This is a genomic window from Pseudomonadota bacterium (assembly GCA_016719885.1).
Lineage (GTDB): Bacteria > Pseudomonadota > Gammaproteobacteria.
In genome coordinates, this window is sequence record JADJYF010000012.1 from 52,664 (window position 1) to 72,713 (window position 20,050).

The window sequence follows — 20,050 nt, forward strand, 5'->3', positions numbered from 1 at the left end:
AAGCGCTTGCGTCACGGCTAACTGTTGGATTATTTGTAATCTTCGTGCTACATAAAGGCGGTCTTGGTAGCGCGAAGCCGTCAGATGCCTACACCACACCACCCGCCCGCCGCAGTACGGCGCATCCTGCGCAAGCTAGGCGCGGACATTCATGACGCTCGTCGGCGGCGGCGCCTGCCCATGGCCGTGGTGGCCGAACGCGCGTTCACGTCCCGCTCGACCCTGCAAAAGGTCGAAGCGGGGGACGCCAATGTCAGCATTGGCATATACGCCGCGGTCCTGCAGGCGCTTGGCCTGCTCGATGGCCTCGGCGAGGTAGCCGACATCGCCGGCGACAGTGTCGGCCAAGCCCTCGCCAGCGCGGAGCTGCCGAAGCGCGTTCGCTTAAGACGACCTTCCGAACCACCGGCCCATGAGTGACATCGAAGTCCATATCGACCTCGACGGACGCACGCGTCCTGTCGGTGTGGCCCGCAGCAATAAGGTGCGCGGCAACGAGTTAGTCGTGTTCGAGTACGCGCCGGAATGGCTCGCCGATCCGGCACGCTTCTCAATTGAGCCCGCCCTCGCTTTAACGCGTGGCAGCTTTGCACCACGTGCCGGGCAAACCATCTTCGGATCCATCGGCGATTCCGCACCTGACACCTGGGGACGGCGCCTCATGCAACGCGCCGAGCGACGCCTGGCCGAGCGTGAGGGCCGGGCGGTCCGCACCCTGGCCGAGAGCGACTATCTACTCGGCGTTGCCGACGAAACCCGGCTTGGCGCTTTACGCTTCCGCCGGACTGGCGAAGATGTTTTCCAGGCGCCCATTCGCGACGGCGTGCCTGCTTTGGTCGACCTCGGACGCCTCCTCGCCGTGACCGAGCGCATCCTGCGCGATGAAGAAACGGACGAAGATTTCCAGCTCATCTTCGCGCCAGGATCTTCGCTTGGCGGTGCGCGCCCCAAGGCATCGGTCATCGATCAACACGGCCGCCTCTTCATCGCGAAGTTTCCGAAGGAGACCGACGAATACAGCATGGAGACCTGGGAGGAGATCGCCCTGCGCCTCGCTGAGCGCGCCGGCATCGCGACGCCCTCGCATGAATTGCTGGAGGTCGGAGGAAAGGCGGTGCTCCTGTCGCGACGCTTCGATAGGGAGGGCGCTTTGCGCATCCCGTTCCTCTCCGCGATGGCCATGACGGGATCCAAGGACGGGGAGCGCGGAAGCTATCCGGAAATCGTCGATGCGATCACCCGGCATGGCGCTCAAGGTAAAGCCGATGCACAGGCGCTCTATCGTCGCGTCGCCTTCAACGTGCTGATCTCTAATGTCGACGACCACCTGCGCAATCATGGCTTCCTGTGGCTAGGCAAGTCGGGCTGGTCGCTTTCCCCCGCCTATGACCTCAATCCTGTGCCGACCGACCTGAAAGCGCGTGTGCTGACGACCAACGTCGATCTCGACGAAGGCACCTGCTCCATTGACCTGCTTGAAGCCGCTTCAGGATATTTTGGTCTTGGCCTCGGATCGGCGCGCGCCATCATTAAAGAGGTGGCTGTGGTAACAGCGACTTGGCGGGAGACTGCGAGGCAGGCGGGGGGGCGCGCTGCAGAAATCAACCGTATGGCCAGTGCTTTTGAGCACGACGAGCTCAGGCAGGCGCTTGCCCTATGAGGGCCACTGATAGGGAACGGTGGTTTAGCGCCGGTTTAAGACTGAGTCGCCGCTTCCGCACTTTTCGGTCGGCGCTAACGGCCCCAGCTATCTATGGCACCGCTTTGAGAAAGTGGCGCCCCATTGGGTCAGGCCTAAGCCGACTCCCGCATAACTGGCATCCACTCCAATATTGCTTCCTCGAACTCATAGTTCGTTATTGGATGCATCCCCAGCATCTCCGCTAAATTATCGCGACTAACCATATCTACTAGGTTGGCGTCTGCCTGCACCTTGGCCCCGCTGGTAAACGTTTGGTTGGTCACTGCCAGTTTTCTCATTCTTCTACCGGAATATCTGGCTTGGTATCTGGCCGCCCCAGCCGTGACTTCCTTAATTGCGTCCCAACCGATTTGGCTATTAATTGAACTCTTACATTGCAAAAGCTCGCCTTCTTGGCCAGATAGCGCTACGACATCAACACCACCATCGCCGCCTCGCTTCTGAGTGACCATTGCGGAATATCCGCGCTTGGTCCATAGCAGGCAACAAAAGACCTCGAAGCTAAATCCATCCATACGATCCACGTCATCCAAAGTGAGGTAGCGCCTCGGCGGCGCTTCGCCACCCTCCCCTTCGCCAAGTAGCTCTGAAAGGGTCGCATCCTTACTTGTCGCTTTAAGCATCGCCGCCAGCCCGCCGTCGTCCAACGTAGCGCCCGCCAAACCTGCTTTGCGCTTCAACAACTGATCCAGACGCTCTTCGAAGGTGACAAACTCGCCCGATATGACCGTAGGGCAGTAAACGTATACGTCGCGCTCTTGACCGATCCGAAAGGCGCGGTCAGTAGCTTGCGATTCTTTGGCCGGATTCCAGGCGCGCGTAAAATGAAATACATGATTCGCTGCGGTGACGTTTAGTCCCGCACCGGCCGCAAGTGTTGACAAGATAATCACGTCAAAACCTTCACTCGCGGAGAATTTATCGATGTAGGCTTGGCGGCCCTGGGTCTCGCCGTTGATGATAAATGGCTTCAAATTGAAAGCGTCTTTGAGGAAGTAGTAAAGCGCAGCCTGAACCTCCCTCAACTCTGTAAAGACGATGGCCTTTTGGCCAGCACTTCGGACTTCGTCGAGTCGATCCAAGAGCCATCTTAGCTTTGGCGAATTCCCTAAGTGGGCGTCGCGACCCGCGTGATCGACCTTAAACTTATTGCCGGGCAAGCAGTAGGGTTCGGCACAGACTGCCTTCATCAAATGCAGGGCCCCAAAAGAGAGCTGTGCGCGCTTACGCCCGTCAATCTCCTTGGCCGCATCCTGCAGCTTTCTCAGACCTCCTTTGTAAAGGACACGTTGATAGTCTGTTAGAGCGATTTCAAGCCGTTCTCTTTCCTCCAAGACTGATTTAAATTGCACCTGTACATCGCCAACTGCCTTGACGGCGAAGAACTTCTTTGGCAATTCGTCAGCAATGTCAGCCTTGGTCCGGCGAAGGGTTTGCGGACTGATCATTGCTTGGAGCCGTTCTAGCGACTGCTTGAGATCATCGGTCTCGCCCTCGATAGGACGTCTATAGGAACGCCCGAATTCTTCAAGAGCGCCGAGCAAACCAGGTTGCACAAAGTCGAAAAGACACCACAGGTCCGCAAGCGAGTTCTCGACCGGCGTCCCAGTGCAGGCAATTCGGAAATCGGCTTTTAGCTTCTTGACCGCTAGAGTTACAAGCGTGCCTGGCGTCTTAATACGCTGTGCTTCGTCGCAAATAACGATCGCAAACGCCTGCTTAGCAAACGAGAACTCATAGGAGGTCAAGACTTCGTAAGTGGTAACGATAATCTTACTGGCCCCTACCCAGCCGGGCCTTAGAAGATCGACAATCCCTTTAGTTTGTAATTGACTGTCGATAAGGCCGAGTGGCTGCTTGCGCTTCTTAAGTTCGTCCCCATACAGAATGAGAAAATCGGGGAACGAGGGGGTAAAAAATTTGTTAGCCTCGTTGGCCCAGTTGTCGAGCAAACTCTTGGGCGCAAAAATGACCGAAGGTGCCGCATTTGGGTTCCGCTCATAGTAAGTCCCCAGCACAGTCAACAACTGCAAGGTTTTTCCCAACCCCATATCGTCGGCCAACAAAGCACCACGACATGCAGAAGGAGATTTCGAAACGAGGTGCTGCAGCCATGCAATTCCCTCGTGTTGATGCTGCTTGACGCTCACGCCTGCTCGCATTGATTTTGGCATATGAGCCACTGCCCCCGTGGGAAGGGCGAGCATGATTCGTCGCTCTTCCAGGTAATCCACTCCATGAAAGTTTGTCTTTACCAGCAGCGTTTCAGGACGTCCTCTTTTTTCCTTTTGTGTAGTCGGCTGCTCGTTCTTCACGCTTTCCTGGGCCCCGAGCATGCTTCGGAATCCATCAATCAATGACCGTGCTTGAGCTGTAGTGATCTCCGTTGGAAGACGATCGCTACTAACTGAAGCATCGCCATTCATTTCTGCATCTTTCACCTGGATTTCAAAGTCCTCGACCCACTGCTCGCTCAATGGAATGAGGACCTCTCCCTCATGACCCTGCAAGACCACTTTGACCATCGGAGTTAAATCACTGGGGACCCATACTGTTGCGTCACCATCCCTTGCCTTCTCACGCTGAAACACCGGGACGTAAATCGGTCTCGCTACGCCGATGCCTTCGATTCTTCCGCTATAGCCGTCAAGCTCATATATGTCTCCGAAAGATATGGACTCCTGCGGCTGTGAACGCCAGAGATTCAAAAGTTGCTGTCCCTGAGCGAGCTGTGTTGGCGATTCACCGTCGATGGTAAGATCGTATTCTTCCCACGCAAACTGCTCACGATCGCCCTCAAGCGCGACCTTGAGAGCAATCAGAAACTCCTCAAGATGAGCTGCCGACACCATCGCGTGCCTGTTTGTCTGGGCCGATCCATCCGCGAAAAATTCGGTTACGACAAGGTCCGTGGAATTGATGCGTCCCTCGCCATACCGTCCTACGATACTGAACGTATTTGAGACCGCTCCCGCGTCTGCGCGATCTCTTTCGAACTCCTCTACTACCATTGCCTCATGGGCAGCCTCACCTAAGAATGCCCACGGATTATGTATAAATTTCTCAGCCTTTTGCCCTGCAACTCGGCGCCCAGGCATCTCTCTCTTGATAACCGAAAGAACCTCCCTTACGGGTTCGGAGATAACGACTCGGATTCGACCAGCCCCCCTGGTAAGGTCGTAATGGGATTGCACGGAGTTAAAGCCGTCGAAAGCAGTCAGCCAGCCATCCGGCGCGCCGTCAAAGGTCGGGGATACAGTCAGCACTCTTCCGAATGGCGTCTGTTCTTTAGATAAGCTCAGCCGAAGAGTGCCTGGCGTTAGTACATAGGTCGTTTCTAGGTATCGATTGGCATACAGGGCACCGGCGTTGTCGGCTATCTGGCGAATTCGGCCCCACGCTAGTTCATTCTCATGCTGTGTCTTCGTGGCTTCTTCACGTGATCCGAATCTATTGATTTCGGTGACGGTCGCCCAAGCGTCTCTCGAAAGCATCTGCGGTTTTCCCGCAACGGTCGCGACGGCGCCGTCCAGTCGCTCGATCGCTGCCTGTTGGCCGCCGTCCGCCCAGGCGGCGATTCTAAGCCCGAAGCTTGGGTCAGATAACGCGCCGGTACTGTCGAGAACGGGGCGCAATGGCCCCGATGGCGGCAGGCCGAGCAGGTACATAGCCCCTACATGTTCTGCTGAGGTTTGCAGGTGGTAGATGTCTTCCCAAGAGATCAGGGCCGATTGCGTCCCTAGGGAGCATCTTCCTTCACCGACGAGCTGTGCGAGGTAGGCTCCTAAAATGGACTCCTCTGGACCGGAATCTTCAATTGCATTTAGCAGCCCCTCAACCGAGGGTGACTGCAACGCTCTGGAAAATTCGACCCGAACCCCGCTCTCGGACCATGCCACACCCGATCCGGTCGGCGCGGGGCTTGCGGCGCCATCCCTTCTGAAGAAATCGAAGAGCCCCATCAACTACCTGCGTAATACCAAGCGTTTCGGCTGTTTGCCCACTTGAACCCCAGTGACTTTAGCTCGTCTCCGAGGACAACCCGTTGTCTAGGATCCTTGACCCAAAGCCTACCAACATTGGGATGTGTCCGTTCGTCGAGGATAAGCGCCCCAGGAAAGCGCGCGACCAACGAGGCGACCTTTCGCATATCCGGTCGTACCGGCCCGGCGGGGATTCACGTCTTCCAGCCAGTGAGCCTTGTGGAGACTTTCGCAGCCCCGACTTTGATGCGAGTGGATCCGATTTCGAACTGGACTGGTCAGGAAGTATTCCTAAGCGCTTCAGTTCATCCGCGGCCCTAGCCTGCCAACCTGGCGTATGGACGATTCGCGCGGCGCACTCGCCACCAAAACCAATAGCCAAGTCGCTGCTGCCGCCGGAATAGGCACGAGCGTACGGTTCGAATGGTAGCTGGTCGGATTGGTATACGTAGCAGGCATTCGGCTTCTTGCTGAATTCAATTATTAAATAGGAGCCAATCTGCATCATGAAAGCATCGACCTTTGGCTTATCGGTAAGCTGTGCATAAGCCCCTTCCTCTCGGGCGATAAGGTCCCGTATCTCGGCATTGGTCCGCTTAAGCGCCATGGTGTCAACACCGAAGATGAGTCTGGTCCAGTTAATCTGTTTCAGATAATTCGACCAAAATTCCAGGCGCCCTCATCCGCTTTATTTCTTGCCGCGAGAATGTCAAAGAAGTCCTTTAGGTTGCGCTCGTTGACCCAGCTTAGGACCATGTGCCAGACAGGGTCAGGGACCCGATTCCACGCGGTGGCTATGCCGGCTGCCTTGAGCTTCGGGTTCTTCCATACATCCAAGCGACATACGAAATCTCGCAATCTTTCGTCCGGCGGTGTCCCTTTGCACGCGTGGTACCGAACGAGCATTAGTTCGACTGATTCGTCCCGAAAGCCAGGATTGCTCTCAATGAGCTGAAGCAGTTGCGGGACTAGCCGACGAAACTCGACATCGCCCTCTTTTGCCGCTCGCTTCACAGCTCCAAGTACAAGGGAGTGCCAGAACCAGCTAGAGCGCGGGATACCAAGGTCCGTTGCGAGTTGGTTCACGCCGGATATATCGCCCCTCAGATAGTCGCGGGCGTACTTGTCTGAGGGTTCTTCCAAAAGAACATTGAATTCCTCTCTTAGAACCTTGACCCAATCCGGCACTAGGCCGGTGCCGACCCGCCCATCGATAAGCGGCCAAGTGTGCTCGAGGAACTCGCGCTGCTTGGACCAACCTTCAAGAGACTCGCCGGCCATACGCGCGCAAGGGTCGAAACTGAAATACGATTGGAGCAACCCGTACCACGTCAGTCGCCATAAATCGCCGCGCTTCGCTTCCGCATCGTAGACAGCCAAAAGGCTGTCGAACCGCTTATCACTAATGACCATCGCGCCCGATAGCTCTCGAATTGGTTCTGCTATCGCGGATGCGATGATGTCTCTTTGCCAGCTCCCGAGCTTCCGACCCTGCAAAAACTCTCGGGCGACTGCGTATGCATCTTCCTTGCTTGGCTTGCCCTTCGCATACCCCTGGAATATGCGCTCAGCTTCCTTTGTTGACTTGTCGACTAGCTCAGACTTGCCGAATGACCCTGGTCGGATCTCCATCATTGCGACAGCCGAGGCCAGGTCAGTCGTTAGTCTTTTTAAAGCGTTCGAGGCTAACATTTGCCGAACTCTTTGTTTGCGAGCGTCTCATTGGGTCTGGGGCGGTCTTCATCTAGCCCCCAGAAGTCAATTTTGAATTCAACGCGCCGACTGGCTGCTTTGTCTCTTTGTATGGAATTGAATGAATAGCCACCAACAAGAAATAGGTCCTGAACTTTCCTGAGCTGGTCGCTCGAAAGTCCGTCAGGAGCCGCCGTATTTTGGAATAGGGAGCAAACCACGCTGCGGCTTCTATCTAGACTTAGCTGCAAATTGTATAAATACGTACCATCCTCGTCAGTGAATCCTTCTACTACAATTCGACGCATCCACTGCTGCCCTTCTGGGGTCGCCTTGGCGCGCAAAAGTACTGGCACGTAGCTCCTAATAAACTGCCCCGCCGGTATACTGATGACGTAACTATTGCTTTCAAAACGAACGTCTTTGCCGAGGTCAACGCGGAAATTTTGCCGGTCAACGACTACTCCTCTGCTCGCAGGATCGTCCGCAATCATGTCCATGATTTTTCTAATAGCGCTGGCACGCGCGATCTCGGCCCTCGTATCCTCGTCGTATTTTTTGGTAACCGCCACGAGGGTTACCGCCATTACTACGAGAAACAACACCATCAACGCTGACATGAGATCGGAAAACGAAATCCAGAAGGGACTCTCGCCTTCGGGCTTGGATCCTCGCTTAAGTGCAGGTCGCGCGAACATTTCAGGCTCGCTTCATACGTTGAACAGCGTTTGCAAGTTCCTGCACGACCCCATTCAGGTGCCCGGTACCCTGGGCAAGATGTCTGTCCGTCTCGGCAATTGCGGACTTCACTTGGCTGACAAGAGAACTACCAAAATCAGTGAACGCCTTAACTAAGGCGGCATTCACCAAATCTAGATGTTCACGACTCTCCGCCTCAGACTTCCGCATCGCTTCGGCGCTTGCCTTGATGCTTGCTACTAACTCCTTCGACACGCCAGCTTCTTTTTTGGCCGACTCGATTAGGCCCATCAGGCCCGCTACCTGGGTGTCAACTGTCTTTCGGGTTGAGTCATACTGCTCGAATCCCTGGCGAATAACGGTCGCTGCGGTCTGAAGCGAGGCCGCAGCAGTGCCAAGCCCTTCGGATATCTTGGTCGATCTATCGAGTACCGTCGTCACTGCGTTGCCAGCCGTCTCAAACCGCTGAGCCGCGACTCCCATGGTAAGAGCGCCTTCATTCATGCCATCGATGGCCCGCAAGGAGACGTTTCCAAGCTCGTCCACGTTCTTCTGGGTCTTCTCTACTTGATCAGCTATGACGCCTAGCAGCACCTCTACTTGGGTAGTCAGTCCTCCGACCAACTGATTTGTCTGAGATGCGAGTCGGTCGTTGCGACCAGTTTCCTCCGCTGCGGAGCTCTTTCGGAGCGACTCAAGACTATTCATAGCGTCGGCGACTTCACTAAGGACCTTCATCACCGCTTCGTCCATCGCCTGTTTTGACTTGTTCTGCTCTTCTGTGACCAGCTTTCGAAAATCCTGAACAAATTCCCGCATCTGGCTTGTTAGGAGTTGTTGATTGTCTGCGGCCTTTTTCATTGCGTCTTCGAGCGTGCCACTCATCTGATTGGCCGCTTGCTCGTTAGTACGCTTTATGTCGGTCAGAAGATCTTCCAACGACGTCTGAATTGCGGCCATTGATTCCATCGAGCGCTGCATTTGCTCGTTTATTCCACGCATCTGGCCACCGAATGTGTCCTCCAACTTTGCCATAAAACCAGTCAGCAAGGTCTCAAGTACGGTACTGACCTGTTCTGTATTACCCTTCGTAGTAACCTCCATAGCCTCGCTGACGCGTTTCATCGGTTCAGCGAGTGCCGAAGAAATTGACTCCCCAATGCGGTCGCCAAGGGTGACTGCGGATGCGTCCTGTGCCTTGATCTGTCTTTCTACCAGATTGGTCATTAACTTATTAAGATCTTCGACAAGCGCGTCCTTAAGTTGCGCTGTACTTGCGGCGCTTTGTTCCGATGACCTAACAAGACGCGCCAGGTACTCTTCTCCCGCCCCCGTTGAATAGAGACTATCGATGCCGTGAGTCAGGTGCTCGACCAGACGATACAGAAGAGCGAGCGCAAGTCGACTCAGGAAGACGACGCCCATGGCACACGCAATTGCCATACCGGATGCCACAAATGCGTGCTGTACCCCCGTCATCAGGGGGCCTAATCCTTGCACTGCCGTGGCAGTCGTTGAAGGGTCGAATTTCTTTAATCCTTCTAGCAGTCCTGCGAACGTGCCGATGATGCCCAGCCCGGTGAGGATTCCGGGAAGGTGCCTGGTGAAATCATCGAATAGTCGACTGTCGACGAGTACCTCGCGTGTAAACATACTCTCCGCAGGTACGGTGGCTCGGACTTCGACCAATGCATCGAAGCCAGATGACGCCTTATGAAGCTCGTGTAAGGTATCGGCGTATTCTTCCCACAGATGCTTCGCTGGTTCCCAACGAAAGATCTTCGCAACCTCTTGAGGCTGCGGCGGGCTGGCTTCCCTTCCTAAACGACGAACCTTCCGGCCGCTGTTCCAAAGCTGGAACCAGACTTGAGTTCCTTTAATGAGATAGCCAAGCAGGAACGCGGTCGTCAATGCGACGACTAGTAAGAAAACGTACAGAGGCAGGTCATGGAGTGTTGCCAGCGAGGGGTGAATTGAGCCGAGTATCTGCGGTAGTTCGTTCATCCGGGCCCCGTTTCGTTGCTGATTGAGTCGACATTTTTGGATTCAGCCGAGTTCTATTCACATAAAAATGTCGCGACTTTCGACATAGCCGAACCTGAGATTTTTGTTAATGTTGCGCTCGCGACGCGGGGTCGACAACTAACTGAACGATCAGGGGAATCGCTTAATTTGAAACTGTGACGCACCGACTGTACCCCCCCCCATACCCACGCCATGGTTCGCCGCGTCGAAGTGCATCTGTTTACAATCCGGAAACAATTTTTCAGGGCCAGGTGGTCTACCCGGGGATCGTTTCGCCGTGATCGACGCGGTTCCCTTTTCCAACCCCTTTGTAATCGGTTGCCATCACCGTTCTAACCGACAACGAGAAATCTCGAGCGGAGGAGGACGTTCTCACGATGGAACTCCAAGTAACGCTTCTGCCCATCTCCGAACCGCCCGACATTGAGTGATCGATTTGGGTCGAGCCCCATACGCGACAAGGACTCGCGATCGGCAACCGGTGAGATCAGAACGTCACCATTGCTTTCGAATCCAATAAAGCCACGGTCGAACAGGTGATCTGCATTCGGCGTCAGCAGTAATCCGTTTTCGCCATCCAACCGTTCGTCATTGGTCGCATCACGCCATGGTTTGCAATGACTGGCGCGCAAGTGTTCAGGCCGATTGACGCCCGTAATTCGACAGCTTCGCTCGATCTGCATCACCCGTTCCTTGAATAGGCCTTGGCCGCGACGGGCCAGGACAATTGCCTGGCGATCGGTTTCGATGACGCGGTCATCCTGGCGCAGGACGTCCATTTCGTGTTCTTCCCACTCGACCAATCCTATGGCCGGCTGAATCGGCGGCTGGTCAGCGACGAAATGGCCGCGTATGAGGTCACGGGCTTCTGCGCCGATGAGATCTACCACAGCGAAAGCGAGCGTCTCGGGTAGATGGGTAAGATAGACGCCCTGAAGTCCGCGGCCGTTACTTCGCAGCGGCGCATATTTCGCGGGGAGCAGTGGTGCCAATACGTGCATGTGTTCGACAGGTCGGATAGGTAATCGGAGTTCCGTGAAACCCACGTCCACCCGCCACCCGATCAGCTCCCAATAGGCACCGGTCGAACCAAACTCCAGCGGTTTCGGCGCCTCGTACGCATGGGATCGCGCGATGCCTATCGACTTGATAAGCGTATCGGCGAACGAAAATACGACATCTCCTGGTGAGACCTCCCGCATGAAATCATAGAAGGGGTTGCGGACGTCGCCTTTGTTGCGCTTCGGCGACCACAGATAACCTCCCCGCACCTCGTGGCGGTAGGTTTGATTCTGGTTAACCCACCAATAGCGCATAGCTACATATCAAGGGAAGGGCGTCACCGAGTCTGCCGAATTCAGGAAGTTTGCATTATGTCTGGTTGCCACATCGTCTGACCGCTGCCCGGGGCTGGGCCGAAAAATGTCGGCGCTCGAACTGTGGTTCCCGGCCGGCGATTAGTCTAATCTGCCGCCAATCGATTAAAGCATGCTTTAATAAAGTTAGGGAAAATTAAAGACTGCGTTAAATGGGGCGGCTGACCGGAACCTACCTAACCTCATCGACGCTTGGGGAACAAGTCCATGCGTTCGTCCCTTTTTCCCTGCCGCCCACCGAACCGTCACTTTCACCGACCTCTTACGACACGTTAAATCGACAGGCCGAACTGGCACTGGCGCGCCTGTCTGGCTTGGCCGGTCTGGTGCCATCCTTCGACTGGGTACCGTACGGCCCCGTCCGCAAAGAAGCTCTACTCACCTCCCAGATTGAGGGAACCCAAGCCACCCTGCTCGACCTTCTCGACGACGAGGCGGGCTTCACCGTCAGCAACCCGGACGACGTCCAGGAAGTGACGAATTACCTGCGTGCCTTCCGACTGATGCAGGACAACGTGCGCTCACCCAGTGGCCTGCCTATCAGCGTCCGTCTGATATGTGATGCCCACCGCTTGTTGCTCGACGGGGCGCGAGGTGCCGGCAAACAACCAGGCGAACTGCGGCGTTCGCAGAACTGGATCGGCGGTACCCGCCCCGGCAACGCGGTGTTCGTGCCTCCCCTTCCGAGCGCGTACCTGACCTGCTCGCCGACCTGGAGCGCTTCATTCACGACGCAACATCGCCGCTGCCGCCGCTGGTCAAGGCTGCACTGGTCCATGCCCAATTTGAAACGATTCATCCGTTTCTGGATGGTAATGGCCGGATAGGCCGGCTACTGATCGCCGCGTTGCTGGAGCACTGGGGTCCTCTGCCCGAGCCACTGCTGTATCTGAGTAGCTTCTTGAAGCAGCACCAGATGGAATACTACCGGCGGCTGGCGATGGTGCGCCTCGACGGTGATTGGGAGGCATGGGTGGCGTTCTTTCTGGAGGGCGTCGCCAGCGCGGCGCTCCAAGCCGAGAGCACTATCGCCGCCGTGGCCAGCCTCATCGCCGCCGACCGGCGCCGTCTACTAGGTGCAAACAAGGCTGGGCCGGCGAGCTATCGACTTTTTGAGTTGCTGCCCATGATGCCGCTCTTCACAGTTGAACATGTGCGACAAAAGCTGGCCACGACATTCCCGACCGCCAACGCCGCGATCAAAGTACTCGAAGATTTGAGTATCGTTGCAGAGCGGACCGGGCAGAAGACCAGGCGCAGTTTCGCCTATCGGGCCTATATAGAAATTTTGACTCAATAGAGGCGCTAACGCTGGCGACGCTCAAGCGCCGCTCGTTTCTCGCGCCCTGGACATGAATTGAAGATGGACCAAGCCACGCACAATAAAATTGTCTCTTTCATCTGGGGCATCGCTGACGATGTGCTGCGTGATCTTTTCAAACGCGGCAAGTATCCCGATGTGATCCTGCCCATGTGCGTCATTCGACGCATGGATGCAGTGCTGGAGCCAACCAAGCAGAACGTGCTCGACACGAAGACAATGCTCGACGAGGCCGGTATTACTCATCAGTATCCCGGACTGCCCGAGGCTGCCGGCCAAGCGTTCTACAACACCCCCAAGTTCACGCTGCGCGACCTCACTTCACGTGGCAGCCAACAGCAGTTGCTCGCCGACTTCGAGGACTATTTGAACGGCTTTTCGTCCAACGTGCAGGATATCCTTGAGAATTTCAAATTCCGCAATCAACTGCAGACGCTGTCCAGAGCCGACGCCATCGGCACTTTGATCAACAAGTTCCTCGACCCCGACATCGACCTCTCGCCGGCCGGCATCGACAACCATTCCATGGGCACAGTATTTGAAGAGCTGGTGCGCAAGTTTAATGAGGACAATAACGAAGAAGCAGGCGAGCACTGGACGCCACGGGACGCCGTGCGCCTGATGGCGAATCTCGTGTTCCTCCCTATCGAGGCCGACATCAAGTCCGGCTCCTACCTGCTTTACGACTGCGCCTGCGGCACCGGTGGCATGCTCACAGTGGCAGAAGAGACGCTAGCCGCGACCGGCGCGGCGCGTGGCCAGGAGGTCAAGTGCCTGCTCTACGGCCAGGAGATCAACCCCGAGACCTACGCCGTTTGCAAGGCGGATATGTTGCTGAAGGGCGAAGGCGAGAACGCCGACCACATCGTCGGCGGTGCAGAATGGTCAACGCTCGCGCATGATGCCTTTCCTGCCCAGGAGTTCGACTTCATGCTCGCCAATCCGCCCTATGGCAAGAGTTGGAAAAAGGATCTCGAAACCATGGGCGGTAAGGACGCTATGCGCGACCCGCGCTTCAAGGTCATGCACCAGGGCGAGGAGCTGTCGCTGGTCACCCGCTCCAGCGACGGGCAGATGCTGTTCCTCGCCAACATGGCCTCGAAGATGAACGACAAATCGGCCCTCGGCAGTCGCATCGCCGAGGTGCACAACGGATCGTCGCTCTTCACCGGCGACGCGGGCCAGGGTGAGAGCAATATCCGCCGCTGGCTGGTCGAGAACGACTGGCTTGAAGCGATAGTCGCGCTGCCGCGCAATCTCTTCTACAACACCGGCATCGCAACGTATGTCTGGGTGCTTTCGAACAGGAAGTCGGCGCACCGTCAGCGCTAGGTGCAGCTCATCGACGCCAGTCAGTGGTTCAAACCTTTGCGCAAGAATCTTGGCAAGAAGAACTGCGAACTCTCGCCCGAGGACATCGAGCGCATCAGTCGCACGTTCCTCGACTTCCAGGAGACGCCTGAGTCCAAGATCTTCCCCAACGAAGCTTTCGGTTATTGGAAGCTCACGGTTGAGCGCCCGCTACGGCTGCATAGTCAGCTCTCGCTGAAAGCGATGGAAGTACTCCGTTTCGCGTCTGGCGACGAAGAAATACGCAGCGTACTCTTCGATGAGTTCGGAGAAGCGCTCTTTACGAAGTTCTCCACCGTTGCCCACTCGTTGGAACAACGCTTGGATGCCTGGGGAAGCGACGAGGAAGAGGGCGATAGCGAGGAAGGCGGCGGCCCGAAGGGTCTGCCGGACAAAAGAAAGAGAAAGCTGCTCGACCCAAAGACCTGGGAACGTGACGGTCGGCTAGTCGACGTCGCCACCCAATTGCGCGAATTATTGGGCGATGGACTATTCGAGGACCACAACGTGTTCCGCGACCAGGTTGATGTCGCCCTCAAGAAGGTGGGTAAAGCTGGCCGCCGCCGACCTAAAGCTGATTCTAAAAGCGGCGAGTTGGCGCGCCGAGTCAGCGCCGCCAGTCATCGCCAAAGTGCACAAGCCCAGCAAGGCAAATGCTGATCCCTTCTTCGGGCGCTATGACGGCACGGTCGATGGGCTTCCCGCGATTGTTGACTATGAGCCGGACGCCGATCTCCGAGATTCCGTGCAAGTACCGCTGCTGGAAGATGGCGGGATTGAAGCATTCATTCGCCGTGAGGTGCTGCCCTACACGCCCGACGCCTGGGTCAAGGAAGATGCCACCAAGATTGGCTATGAGGTGAGCTTTACTCGGCACTTCTATAAACCCCAGCCGCTACGCACGCTGGAGGAGATCAGCGCGGATATCCTCGCGATAGAAAAAGAGGCCGAAGGGCTACTGAACGGGCTGCTAAAAGGAGCACATTAGTCCATGTCAACCCAACGCTACTCCGTCACCCCGCATCCCATTGAAACCCTGCTCACTTGGGTGAAGTCCGGGAGATAGCTATTCCAGAAATCCAGCGGCCTTTCGTTTGGGGATTCGACCAAAGTCCGCAATCTCCTCGATTCGCTGTACCAAGGCTATCCCGTCGGCTACCTCATCGCATGGCGAAATCCGACCGTAAAGCTCAAGGACGGCACACCGTCCGCCGGGAAGCGCATTCTAATTGATGGCCAGCAACGTGTTACCGCCCTCATGGCAGGATTGCTTGGCCGAGAAGTCTTGACCAAAGACTACGAGACCATCCGCATTCGCATTGCTTTTCATCCGCTTACCGAGAGGTTCGAGGTAGCTAACCCTGCTATCCGCAAGGACGTGGCATGGATCGAAGACGTGGCGTTAGTCTTCGCACCGGAAGCTGACTTAATCGAATTGACGGAGGACTATGTTGCAAAGAACCCGTCTGCCGATCGCAAACAAGTCGGCAAGGTTCTCCAGCGCCTCGGCAAGGTCATCAACAACCATGTCGGCCTGATCGAACTCGCCGAAGATCTCGACATTGAAACAGTCACAGAAATCTTCATCCGCGTGAACTCTGCCGGCGCCGAGCTATCGCAGGCTGATTTCGCCATGTCGAAAATCGCTGCCAACGAGACCTACGGCGGTAATATGCTGCGCAAGGCGATCGACTATTTCTGCCACTTGGCTGTAGCCCCAGATTTCCTGGGGCGCATAGAGAAAGGCGACAAGGCCTTTGCGGCCTCCGAATTCTTCCCGCTGATGCGCTGGCTTAAAGATGTCAACGACGACATCTATGACCCAACCTACACCGACATGCTGCGGGTCGCGTTTACCGCCGAATTTGGGCGCGGCAAATTGGCTGACCTGGTTGCGCTGCTATCGGGGCGCAATTTTGAGACGCGACAGTACGAGGACGCTATTGCAGAGGCCTCTTTCGCCAAACTCAAGCAGGGCATTCTGCGCTTCATCAATCAAACCCATTTCGATAGATTCACGATGATTCTGCGCTCGGCGGGTTTCGTGACCAGCGATTTGATCGGGGGGCAAAACGCCGTCAATTTTGCCTACATTCTTTATCTGCGTGGGCGCGTCGAGAAGGTGCCTCCTGCCGATCTTGAGAAGCTGGTTCGCCGTTGGTATGCCATGTCGGTGCTCCGCAGTCGTTATACCGGCAGCCCGGAAACGGCCTTCGACCTTGATATCCGACAGATTGAGGCGCGAGGCCTGGCTGCCTACGCCGACTCGGTGATTGCTACCGAACTACCGGCGAGCTTCTGGACTGGCATGTTGCCTCAACTCATGGATACCTCCTCTGCGCTAAGCCCGTACTTTCTCGCTTTTAAAGCAGCCCAGGTAAAGCTCGGCGACAAGGGCTTCCTCTCGAGCGACATCACGGTGCATGACCTGCTGATGAATCGCAGCGATGTGCATCATGTTTACCCCCGCAATCATCTCAAGAAGCAAGGGCTTGCTCGCGGTCGCTATAACCAGATTGCCAACTTCGTGCTCGCTCAGAGCGAGATCAATATCGCCATCGGCGATAAAGCGCCCGAGAAGTATTTTCAGGAGCTGTCCGAGCAGTGCCAGGGCGGCAAGAGGAAGTACGGGGGCATCATCAGCACCGCAGACATCAAAGCCAATCTGCGCGCGCACTGTTTGCCCGATTCGCTGTTAAATGGTGCGATTCCGGACTACGACAGCTTTCTCGAAGAGCGGCGCAGACTGATGGCGCTTAAGATTCAGCGATGGTTCGAGTTACTCTAATGATCGCCGATCTCAAACCGTACGGGGAGTACAAAGATTCGGAGGAGCCCTGGCTTGGGGATATTCCTCAACACTGGGCGACTGAACGAGCCAAACGGCTGTTCACGAAGATGGATAGACCGGTGAGCAAGGAAGACGAAGTCGTCACTTGCTTTCGTGATGGGATGGTAACGCTTCGTAAGAATCGCAGGTTGCGTGGTTTCACGGAAGCAACAGTCTATTCCGGTTACCAAGGCGTTAGGAAGGGTGACTTGGTGATCCATGGGATGGACGCGTTCGCTGGTGCCATCGGTGTTTCCGACAGCGATGGCAGCGCACGCCCGTTCACAACGTCTGCCAGCCCCGCTCGGGTGTCAATGCTAGCTACTACGCGCATTTGGTGCGGCAGATGGCGCATTCGCAATGGATCCTTGCGCTCGCTAAAGGCATTCGGGAGCGCTCTACGGACTTTCGCTTCGAGATGTTCGGGAATCAGAGGGTGCCATTCCCGCCGTCAGAAGAACAAGCAGCGATTGTAAGGTTTCTGGACTGGGGGAATGGGCGGCTGGAGCGGGCGATCCGGGCGAAGAGGAAGGTGATCGCGCTGCTTAACGAGCAAAAGCAGACCGTCACCCAACGTGCTGTCTCCCGTGGTCTTGACCCATCCGTCCCTTTGAAACCCTCCGGTATTTCCTGGCTTGGCGACATTCCACAGGCCTGGGAAATTCGGCGAATTAAATACCTGCTTCGAGAAGTTGACGAACGGTCGACTACTGGTACAGAACCGTTGCTCTCAATGCGTATGCATCATGGGCTCGTTCTCTTTGAGGAACATTTCAGCCGACCACCACAAGCTGCCACCCCTCGTAGGGTTCAAGGTTGTCCGACCAGGGCAATTCGTCGTGAACCGAATGCAAGCTGGTAATGGCGTTATCTTTGCTTCCAAGTTGATGGGATTGGTCAGCCCCGACTATGCGGTATTTGAACCGATAGGTAATGCCAATGTTGAATTTCTTGGAGAGCTATTCCGGAGTCGCAAAGTGCGATCGAAGTTCCGCGCCGAGTCGAAGGGACTCGGCACAGGTACATCGGGATTTTTACGTCTCTACAATGACAGGCTAGGTGCGATCCATGTAGCTCTCCCGCCTACTACCGAGCAAATTGAAATTTTGTTGGGACTTTCCGCCGATCTATCAGCGGTAAGCACAGCCATTTCCCGCCTCGAACGTGAAATCGAACTCCTCCGTGACTATCGCACTCGCCTCGTCGCAGACGTAGTGACCGGCAAGCTCGATGTCCGCGAAGCGGCGGCGCGGCTGCCCGAGGAATCACAGCGCGACCATATCTCTGACGGCACAGACCTCGACGAGGAGACCGACGAGATAGAAGACGAGGCCCTCGCCGAGTGACCAACGCCGATCTCATCGCCCTCGTCGACGGTTTGCGTGCCCAGCCCACCGAAACCGAGTGGCTGGAATTCAAGCGTAATCATGCGGAGGCCCAGGACATCGGCGAGTACCTATCGGCCCTCGCTAATGAGGCCTGCCTGCGCAGCCACCCGCGCGGCTACCTGGTGCTCGGCGTCGACGATGCTACGCACGAGGTGGTCGGCACACATGTCGACCTCTATGCGACCAAGGGGAAAGGTAACCAGGACCTGCTGCCGTGGCTGGGGGTGATGCTGCAACCCAACCCTGGCATCGACGTCGAAGTCGTCGATCACCCACAAGGCCGGGTCGTAGTTCTTTCCGTCGGCCCGGCCCGGGGCCAGCCGGTCAGCTTTTCGGGCAAGGCCTACTGCCGCGCTGGCGCAAGCAAGATGGAGCTTGCCAAACACCCCGAGAAAGAGCGCGCTCTGTGGATACAAGGCTCGGACTGGTCGGCCGAGGTCTGTGAGCGCGCGACGCTAGCCGACCTCGACCCCGAGGCTATCGCTCAGGCGCGGGCGCAGTTCTTCATCAAACACCCGGGGCAAGCCGGTGAACTGCCAGGCTGGGACGACCTCACTTTTCTGAACAAAGCTCGCCTTCTGCGCCAAGGCGCTGTGACGAACACCGCGCTACTGCTGCTCGGTCGCGGCGAAGCCACGGCGCTACTCACGCCGGCCGTGGCCAGGGTGTCTTGGATACTGAAGGACGCGGACAACCAAGAACTAGACTACGAGCACTTCGGGCCGCCGTTCCTGCTGGCCGGTGACCGGCTGATGAAGCGTCTGCGCAACCTGACGGTACGCGCGTTGCCGAGCGGCACGCTCTTTCCCCAGGAGCTCACGCAATACGACCCCTGGGTGTTGCGCGAGGCGCTGCATCACAACATCGCCCATCAGGACTACCGGCGGCACGGCCGCATCGCGGTGGTCGAGTTTCCCGACCGTGTGTTGCTGACGAACGTCGGGGACTTTCTTCCCGGTAGCGTGCGGACGGTCATCGAACAGGACGCACCGCAACTGCTCTACCGCAACCCGTTCCTAACGGATGCGATGGTCGAACTCAACCTCATCGACACCCAGGGCGGCGGCATCAAGCGCATGTTCGAGACCCAGCGGCGACGCTCGTTTCCGCTGCCGGACTACGACCTCGACACGGCGGGGCAGGTTAGCGTGAGTATCCCCGGGCGTATTCTCGATGAACGATACACGCGCCTGTTGATGGAGCAGCCGCAACTGACGCTCGCGCAGGTGATGCTGCTGGACCGGGTGCAGAAAGGTCAGCGGATAGAGCGGGAGGAGTTCGCGCGCCTGAAGGCGGCGGGCCTGGTAGAAGGTCGCTATCCGAGTGTCATGGTATCGGGCGCGATAGCGAAGGCGACCGGGGAAACGGCACGGCATATTCGCGAGCGAGGCTTCAACAAGCAATATTACGTCGAATTGATCCTCGCCCTGGTGCGCGAACATGGGCCGGTAGCCCGTACCGAGGTCGATGAGCTACTGATCCCGAAACTGCCTGACCGGCTCACCGAGCAACAGAAGCGCGCCAAGGTACACAACCTGCTGCAGGAGCTGCGGCGCCAGAAGCTGATTGCGAATGGGGGCTCGCGAGGGGAACCGCGGTGGGTGCTCGTGCAGCCCGCTGCCGATGAGGGACTGGTTTGAACCGGTGGAGTTTGTCAGTCTTGAGCCGGGCCCAGCTCTGGCGT

9 protein-coding genes and 4 pseudogenes are annotated in these 20,050 nt (G+C 56.7%); 8 read left to right on the forward strand and 5 right to left on the reverse strand.

What is annotated here, in order from left to right; all coding sequences use genetic code 11:
• The first annotated feature begins 84 nt into the window (after positions 1–84).
• Both IPM80_13460 and IPM80_13465 read left to right on the forward strand, forming a co-directional pair.
• Complete coding sequence (locus IPM80_13460) at positions 85–420, forward strand: helix-turn-helix domain-containing protein (protein ID MBK8959406.1); 336 nt, start codon at positions 85–87, stop codon at positions 418–420.
• The gene (locus IPM80_13465; protein ID MBK8959407.1) at positions 413–1,660 is read left to right on the forward strand and encodes a type II toxin-antitoxin system HipA family toxin; all 1,248 of its coding nucleotides are present in this window, start codon (positions 413–415) and stop codon (positions 1,658–1,660) included. Before IPM80_13460 ends, IPM80_13465 begins: the two co-directional genes overlap by 8 nt.
• Positions 1,661–1,794: 134 nt before the next feature.
• Here IPM80_13465 and IPM80_13470 read toward each other — a convergent pair whose 3' ends face one another.
• The 5 genes and pseudogenes from IPM80_13470 to IPM80_13490 form a co-directional block, all read right to left on the reverse strand.
• Positions 1,795–5,664, reverse strand: coding sequence for a restriction endonuclease (locus IPM80_13470; GenBank protein ID MBK8959408.1), 3,870 nt, complete (start codon positions 5,662–5,664; stop codon positions 1,795–1,797).
• A 58-nt stretch (positions 5,665–5,722) separates the two neighbouring features.
• A pseudogene (locus tag IPM80_13475) lies at positions 5,723–7,377 on the reverse strand (hypothetical protein).
• Entirely contained in the window at positions 7,371–8,075 is a 705-nt protein-coding gene (locus tag IPM80_13480; GenBank protein ID MBK8959409.1) for an OmpA family protein, read from the reverse strand. Before IPM80_13480 ends, IPM80_13475 begins: the two are co-directional and overlap by 7 nt.
• Position 8,076: 1 nt before the next feature.
• Complete coding sequence (gene zorA / locus IPM80_13485) at positions 8,077–10,080, reverse strand: anti-phage defense ZorAB system ZorA (GenBank protein ID MBK8959410.1); 2,004 nt, start codon at positions 10,078–10,080, stop codon at positions 8,077–8,079.
• A 353-nt stretch (positions 10,081–10,433) separates the two neighbouring features.
• The gene (locus IPM80_13490; protein MBK8959411.1) at positions 10,434–11,417 is read right to left on the reverse strand and encodes an HNH endonuclease; all 984 of its coding nucleotides are present in this window, start codon (positions 11,415–11,417) and stop codon (positions 10,434–10,436) included.
• A 212-nt stretch (positions 11,418–11,629) separates the two neighbouring features.
• On the opposite strand from IPM80_13490, the pseudogene IPM80_13495 reads away from it, so the two are divergent.
• From IPM80_13495 to IPM80_13520, 6 genes and pseudogenes are all read left to right on the forward strand, one after another.
• Positions 11,630–12,777, forward strand: a pseudogene (locus IPM80_13495) (Fic family protein).
• A 63-nt stretch (positions 12,778–12,840) separates the two neighbouring features.
• Positions 12,841–15,136: pseudogene (locus IPM80_13500) on the forward strand (SAM-dependent DNA methyltransferase).
• A gap of 3 nt (positions 15,137–15,139) precedes the next feature.
• Positions 15,140–16,936 (forward strand): annotated as a pseudogene (locus IPM80_13505) (DUF262 domain-containing protein).
• A gap of 388 nt (positions 16,937–17,324) precedes the next feature.
• Complete coding sequence (locus IPM80_13510; protein ID MBK8959412.1) at positions 17,325–17,840, forward strand: restriction endonuclease subunit S; 516 nt, start codon at positions 17,325–17,327, stop codon at positions 17,838–17,840.
• The gene (locus tag IPM80_13515) at positions 17,818–18,324 is read left to right on the forward strand and encodes a hypothetical protein (protein ID MBK8959413.1); all 507 of its coding nucleotides are present in this window, start codon (positions 17,818–17,820) and stop codon (positions 18,322–18,324) included. Before IPM80_13510 ends, IPM80_13515 begins: the two co-directional genes overlap by 23 nt.
• Positions 18,321–20,006, forward strand: coding sequence for a putative DNA binding domain-containing protein (locus tag IPM80_13520; protein ID MBK8959414.1), 1,686 nt, complete (start codon positions 18,321–18,323; stop codon positions 20,004–20,006). The genes IPM80_13515 and IPM80_13520 overlap by 4 nt, the downstream gene beginning before the upstream one ends.
• The last annotated feature ends 44 nt before the right edge of the window (positions 20,007–20,050 follow it).